The following is a 6311-nucleotide window of genomic DNA, read 5'->3' as shown; positions in this document are numbered from 1 at the left end:
TTTAGCGACTAATCAGATCGCACAAACTGGACTGAGTTCCCTTCCTCCGGTGATCTACTATTCGGAACAGCTATTTATCTTCGGTGAACACGAGATCCGACCCAATGCCAACGCTCAGACTTATCTGCAAACGTTAGAGCGTTGGCAATTCTGCGGGCACTTCTCTCGCACAAGCCGACATGAGCGTGGTAAACGCCCCAAGGCGAATTGTAAGGATCTATGGAAAACTACCAGGAAGCTGCTGAACAAGCTCAATAATCAGTCTGGCTGGAACGATGCCGTTTTTCTTGGGGGTAAATTGAATCCGCATTTTCATTTCCAGCCGGCACGTTGGTTCCGTGGATTGGATGTGGCGGGGGACGAGAATGCCCTGAAGATTGAGTGGTTCTCCCCCATGTTGCGCTGGTTACGCAGTGGCTTGATGGGGCGGTCGGAAGGGGAGTCCGCTAGTACAGGCTTTCATCTGAGTATTCATGCTGGTGAAGACTATGCTCACCCGGCTTCCGGCCTGCGCCACATCGACGAAACGGTACGTTTTTGCGAGTTTCGTGATGGTGATCGCTTAGGCCATGCGCTGGCGCTAGGTATCGAACCTACCTTTTGGGTTGAGCGCCAAGGCGATATGCTACTGCCTCTGGATGAGCATCTGGATAACTTGGTCTGGCTTTGGCATTACGCTGTCGAACTTAGCGGTCGATTGCTCTTGGCACAGCAGGTATTACCCTTGTTGGAACGGCGTATCGCACGATTCTCCCGCGAGCTCAGTGGCTGGAGAGTGCCACACTTCGGCTATGAGTTCGAGCGTGATGATCGGAGCTTGTCAGTAGTCGACTCGCCATCTCACTTGGGAGGAACTACGACGCCGGATACCCTCTATCGTGCTTGGCTGCTGCGTCAAAATTGCCACTATACGCTTCGAGAATTACATGGAGGGCAACCTCTAACCGCGAGGGAAAGGAGCGCTCTGCCTGATTGGAGGTGTCTGATGGATAACAATGACGAGGCAGTGCGATTGTATCTCAACCGCCACAGCTATCTGGAAAGTGGTCAAGAACTACCATTGGTTATGGTGCGTTTTAGTAACAGTTGGCAAGGGCGGGACAGTTTATACCCTGAACAGCATGGGGGGACTCCTCATAGCCAGAATACTGTATGCAGGGTTGAGCTGTTTAATGATACGGATACGCCCGCCGAACTCGAATTCATGCATGCGCTGCAGGACTATCTGCTCGATCGTTACGAAAGTATGGGACTCATCATTGAGGCAAACCCAACCTCGAATGTCTATATTGCTCGACTCAAACAGCACAGTGAACACCCGATCTTCCGCTGGCATCCGCCAGAAGAGAGTGTACTGGTGCCGGGAGGGGAGCATAACCGTCACAACTTACGCAGAGGTCCTATACGAGTGCTGGTCAATACAGATGATCCCGGTATCATGCCGACGACTTTGCGCACCGAGTTTTTACTATTACGTGAAGCTGCGCTTGAACGTGGTATTGGTCGGACAATCGCAGAACGCTGGCTGGAAACACTACGCCAATATGGTATTGAGCAGTTTCATCGAAACCATTTACCGGTATTTGAACAAGTTTGAGTAAGATATCGGACGACAAAAAAAGAAAAATCCCGCCAGACCAGAATCATCCGGTTTGGCCCTTCGCCGCAAGGACGCGGTACGAACGAATCAGTTTGCTCCTGACCACGAACTTGGCCTTCAGCGACCATTTTCAGTATTTAGGGGAAAAGAAGTAGCAGGCAGAGGCAAGCTACCATGCTTGCCATCTGCCTCAGTTTGCTACATTTTCGAGTCCTCTTGCCGATAGATATCCAGATAGAGATAGCCATAGCTGGCCCTTGGATTGGCCAGGCAGACCCATTCCCCTTGCCTCAATGTCACCAATTTGTCCTGGTCGCTCAGCAATTCCCCTTGCCGAAAGAGGCTGCCAAGGCGCTCAATAAACCCCGGTAAAACGGTGTCGATGTCGGTGAGCCACTGGTCGTCAGCATTGCCATAGACGCCGCTGCGATCCCAGAGTAGGGAGACTCCGCTTCGTTCGACAATGGCCCGTGCGCCAAAACGGGGTTGAACCTGGGTATGTAATCCCCAACTGCCTATCGTGCTCATGTTCTTTACTCCAATTGATGTTCGGTCGTCATACAGGTCACCGCTGGACCCTGGTTTATCACCCGTGTCCCAAGCGGACCTCTTGACTGGCGTAACCGTTACAAATGCCCACGCTCTGCCAGCGACACCACGCCCTCCGCCCCCACCACCAGATGATCCAGCGTGCGGATATCGACCAGCGCTAGGGCGCTTTGCAGTCGCTGAGTGGTCTCGATATCTGCACGGCTGGGTTCTGGGTAACCTGAGGGATGGTTGTGGACCAGCATCAGCGCGGCGGCATTGTGGTGCAGCGCCCGCTTGACCACGTCGCGGGGGTAGACAGTCGCAGCGGAGAGGGTGCCGAGAAACAGCTCCTCGTAGGCCAAGATCCGGTGCTGGTTATCGAGGAACAGTGCGGCGAACACTTCGCGATCCCGCGTTTGCAGCAGCCCTTGTAGCGCTTGGTGGGCCAGATGCTTGTCGGTGAGGGCTACGCCTTTGGCGAGCTTCTGGCGGGCCAACGCCTGGGCGATGGTGAGCAAGTCGTCGTCGGTGACTAAGTCGGTCACCCGATAGGTGCCGGGTTGCTCCCCGGCGGTGAGTTTCTGATGCAACATGATTGATCCTCCAAAGCGTTCGCCCCACTGGCCGATGGGGGCCGGTGGGGTGTGCTTTTTTGCGATAAAGGGGGGATTGCGGTGAGTGGGTCAGCGGATTACCGATACTTCCTAGTTCCCGCTGACGGTGACGCTGAAGCACTCCAGTCCGCAGTAGGCGATGAAGTTGCGCTGCCACAGCGCGAACAGCTCTCGCGCCTCTGCCAGCCGGAGCGGCCCCCAGCCCTGCATAACGTGCTCGCCGTCGAGGAAGTTGAAATCAAGCTCTTTACAAAGCTCCGCATCTTGCCCCAGCCCCTGATAGCTGAAATCAGTGACGTAATCGAACAGCCAATCGTCGAGACCACGTACCAAGCGGATCTCGACCGGATGAACGCCGCCTTGCTCGGCGCTGTAACCGGGGTTGCGGAAGTGGAAGGTGAGCTGGGTGCAACGCACCAGGTCGAGGTTGGTACGCTCTGCTTCTTGGTTGAGCAGGATCAGCAGCGCCTGACTCACGGGCAGGCTGATACCGTCCTGGTTGAAGATGATGGTCATGGGATTTTTCCTTGCGTGGTGATGAAGTGGTTGAGCGATGAATGAAGGGGTTAGTCATCGGTGAGCCATTTAAATAACCGGTGTGTGCCATAGGCGACCGCAACGCCCACGGCCAGCGGTGCCCATGCCGGGGCGCTGATGGCGGTGACAGACAAGATGGTGCTGCTGGTCGCCGGAACGCTGGCCAAGCTGGCGGAGGCCCCCATCAAGGCGCTGGTGATGGCCTGACTGCCTTGGCTGGATTTAAGCAACTGGCTGCCGGTGGCCGCGAGGGCGGTGGTGGCCTGGTTCACCTGGGGTGAGCTGTGCCGGTCCTCAATGCACCACTGCACAAAGTGCTCGCAGTTGTTAAAGAGCAGGTGATAGTCCTGCTCGCCCAAGCGGGAGAACGCCCGTGCCACGCACTCTTCCGGACTGAACGGACGGCTTGGGTGAGAGAGCACCTGTAGCGGCTGCTCGCTGTGAAAATCATCGAGCGAGCACAGAACGATTTGGCCTGTCCGGTCATCGTTGGCAAACGGTCCCTGGTAGTGGATCACCTGCCTGTCGCCGACATAGAGACCGTGGTGGCTGTAGCCGAGGCGCTGGACGGCGAGGTGGTCGCCGAGGTTGAGAGGGGGCATGGTCATAGCGGTTCCTTATGAACTGAAAATGAAAAAGGGCGTCACCATGTGGTGACGCCCTGTGGGATTTATGTTGTCGAACGAGTGAGGCTTACTGTTTGGTGAAGGTGAGCTGGGTACGCTCGAATGGGGCCTCCCGGTAGATGTTGGCGCCATCGGCAAAGAATTGCAGCTCTGCCTGGAAGGTTGTGCCGTTGAACGGTGTGGTCACGCGCAGCAGATATTGCTGCGCCACATCGACACCATCGCAGACCACGCTCACTACCATGTCCCCGCCAACCGGTGCGAACAGCAATTCCTGACGCACGGTGGCGGGGTCGCCGCCACAGATACCCTGGCTGATACCCGCCTCACGGCTGGCCTTGAAGCTCAGCGGCGCGGTGCCAAACAGCAGTTCGGCGAACTCTTGGCCATCCGGGCTGGTGTCGCTGCTCTGCACGCTCCAGCGCAGCGGCGAGCTGAAGAGCCCTTCTGCGAAAGTGGGCGTGCTGATGGCATTACCGCCATCAACCGCCGTGGTCTGCGTGGCGCTGGGCAAGCCGTTGGATTGCACGAGCTTGACGGTTGCCTTCAGTTCCAACGCGTCACCTTGCATGACCTGGTGTGGCAGTGGCCAGACATCGGCAAGGTCGGCAACGGGGGTGTAGTGATGGGTGGCAGTCAGGGTCTGGCTGGCACTATCAAACTGCCAGTCCTGAGTCATAAACGGCGTGCTATTGCCCGCGTATTTCAAGAACAATGGCTTGGTCAGCCCATCAGGCTGCTGTACATCCAACTGGTAGAAGCGATTAGCGAGGGTGAAGCCATTCGCCTGCTTCTGGTGATCCTGCTCCAGATAGGCCCCGGCCAGCGAGCGCCAGCGGGTCGGGTTGTAGTTTTGCAGCTCGACCTTGCCAAAGCCGGGGATGCTGCTGTCGAGTTCGGTCGCCGCGCACCCGCCACAAATCGGCTGGGCCAATTTGATGGCGCTGTCACCGGTATGGCTCAGCTTGTCATCGCGGGTGAGGTTGAAGGGAGACTGACCCAACGCTGGGGCGTTGATGGTCAGAGCCTGGTTATCCAGTTGGTTCACAAACTGCGTATCCCCTTGCACAGTGACAACGCTGGTGCGGGTTTCGTAGCTGCTGGGGGGGCCATTGGGATTGATGGGGTCTTCCCCTCTGAGCCAGAAGGTCAGGGCGCGGTGCTGTGTCCATGCGCCCTGGCTGTCGAGGTTCTCCTGGTCATCGCTTTGCAGGACATTGCCTACACACTGGTCGAGTGCCGTCAGGCTTGGGTCGGCTTGCCAGCGGGCGAACTCGGCCTGGATGTCGAAGCCTTCGCAATAACTATCCTCAGGCAACGGGGCCGTGTCATGGGGAACGGGCGTGCCCTCGTTGGTGAACTCCGTGGTGTGGTAGCTGTAGAGACCATTCGCATCCTGACTGAAGGTGCCGCTGCGGATACTCTCGCCTTTGACTGTGGCATTGCCGCTCTCGTCGTAGGTCCAGTCCCAGGCGGAGTGCAGGCTATATTGCTTGCTGTCCCAGTGCTTGTGCTCCTCGTCGATAAAGCGGCGCAGTGGCTGCTGGGCATCATAGCCGCCCTGTTCATCGAGCAGCCAGCGGGTGCTCTCGGTGCGGGTCGTCTCGATGGCCTCAACCCGTTTGGTGTAGACAACCTCTTGCAGGCGGATTTGCTGCCAGATGTCCTGATTGCGGTTGTACTCGCGCAGGTTGCGAATGCTGACCGTGACCGATTGCCATCCTTGCGGGTTGTCGGTGGCAAGGGCCGCCGCCAGCTCGGCTTGCAGGGTGCTTGCCTCAACGAGTTGCTGCTCTTTGGTGGCAGCCTCTTCAGCCAGGGCCGCACTGTGTTCGTCACCCGCCGCCCGATAGTCGCCAAACAGCTTCTGTTCGCTGGCCTCCTGCGTCGTCAGCCCCAGCTCGCTGGCAATCAGTTGTTTCTCCTTGGTGGCGATGCTGGATTGATATTGAGTCTTGCGCTGCTCAGGGTCGGAGCTGGTGACCAGTTGGTGGGTATAGGGGCTGACCACAAACTCGGCACCGTCAACGTAGCCGAGCAGGGTTGGGGTGGTGGCGGCCCGAGCAGCAACCGTCGGCGAGGTGGCAGGGGCGGCAAGAATGGCCCATGCCTGACGGGCGTCGGCCTGCTGCGTTTCTGGCAAGGTGAAGCTGAAACGCCCCTGACTGTCGGTGGTGGTCTGCGGTTCGCCGTTGTCACACTGTTGGTTGGCATTGAGGTCCAGGCAGACGGCTTGCCCAGCCAGATAGTCGCCGGAGAGGGCGCGACCGGTTAGGGTGATATCGGCGGGAGCGCCATTGCTGCCATTATCACTACTGCTGTTGTCGCTGCCACCGCCGCAAGCACTGAGGACCAACGCGGCGATTAACGAGAGATGATGATGTTTTTTCATTATTTTTCTTC

Annotated in this window: 6 protein-coding genes; 1 reads left to right on the top strand and 5 read right to left on the bottom strand. The window is 57.6% G+C overall.

Annotation, left to right across the window (positions count from 1 at the left end):
* A partial coding sequence (locus tag PG899_RS19720) for a hypothetical protein (protein ID WP_270697585.1) occupies positions 1-1597 on the top strand: 1597 nt, incomplete at its 5' end.
* 201 nt (positions 1598-1798) lie between these two features.
* On the opposite strand, the gene PG899_RS19715 is transcribed toward PG899_RS19720, so the two are convergent.
* From PG899_RS19715 to PG899_RS19695, 5 genes are all read right to left on the bottom strand, one after another.
* Entirely contained in the window at positions 1799-2128 is a 330-nt protein-coding gene (locus tag PG899_RS19715; RefSeq protein WP_223917173.1) for a type IV toxin-antitoxin system YeeU family antitoxin, read from the bottom strand.
* Between the two features lie 98 nt (positions 2129-2226).
* Complete coding sequence (radC, locus tag PG899_RS19710; RefSeq protein ID WP_043851126.1) at positions 2227-2724, bottom strand: RadC family protein; 498 nt, start codon at positions 2722-2724, stop codon at positions 2227-2229.
* A gap of 111 nt (positions 2725-2835) precedes the next feature.
* Positions 2836-3261, bottom strand: coding sequence for a DUF2787 domain-containing protein (locus PG899_RS19705; RefSeq protein ID WP_043851125.1), 426 nt, complete (start codon positions 3259-3261; stop codon positions 2836-2838).
* Between the two features lie 50 nt (positions 3262-3311).
* The gene (locus PG899_RS19700) at positions 3312-3890 is read right to left on the bottom strand and encodes a lecithin retinol acyltransferase family protein (RefSeq protein ID WP_052497078.1); all 579 of its coding nucleotides are present in this window, start codon (positions 3888-3890) and stop codon (positions 3312-3314) included.
* Positions 3891-3975: 85 nt separating this feature from the next.
* Positions 3976-6300: a hypothetical protein gene (locus PG899_RS19695; protein ID WP_270697583.1), complete on the bottom strand. Its 2325-nt coding sequence runs from the start codon at positions 6298-6300 to the stop codon at positions 3976-3978.
* Between the last annotated feature and the right edge of the window lie 11 nt (positions 6301-6311).

Source organism: Aeromonas sp. QDB39, assembly GCF_027707585.1.
GTDB classification, from domain to species: Bacteria; Pseudomonadota; Gammaproteobacteria; order Enterobacterales; family Aeromonadaceae; genus Aeromonas; species Aeromonas hydrophila.
Note: the sequence above shows the minus strand (reverse complement) of the source record. Positions and strands in the feature narration are given on the sequence as shown.

Excerpts from the sequence above, each read along its gene's own strand:
- PG899_RS19705 (WP_043851125.1), bottom strand. The coding sequence starts at position 3,261 with ATGACCATCATCTTCAACCAGGACGGTATCAGCCTGCCCGTGAGTCAG.
- PG899_RS19695 (WP_270697583.1), bottom strand. The coding sequence starts at position 6,300 with ATGAAAAAACATCATCATCTCTCGTTAATCGCCGCGTTGGTCCTCAGT.
- radC (WP_043851126.1), bottom strand. The coding sequence starts at position 2,724 with ATGTTGCATCAGAAACTCACCGCCGGGGAGCAACCCGGCACCTATCGG.
- PG899_RS19700 (WP_052497078.1), bottom strand. The coding sequence starts at position 3,890 with ATGACCATGCCCCCTCTCAACCTCGGCGACCACCTCGCCGTCCAGCGC.
- PG899_RS19715 (WP_223917173.1), bottom strand. The coding sequence starts at position 2,128 with ATGAGCACGATAGGCAGTTGGGGATTACATACCCAGGTTCAACCCCGT.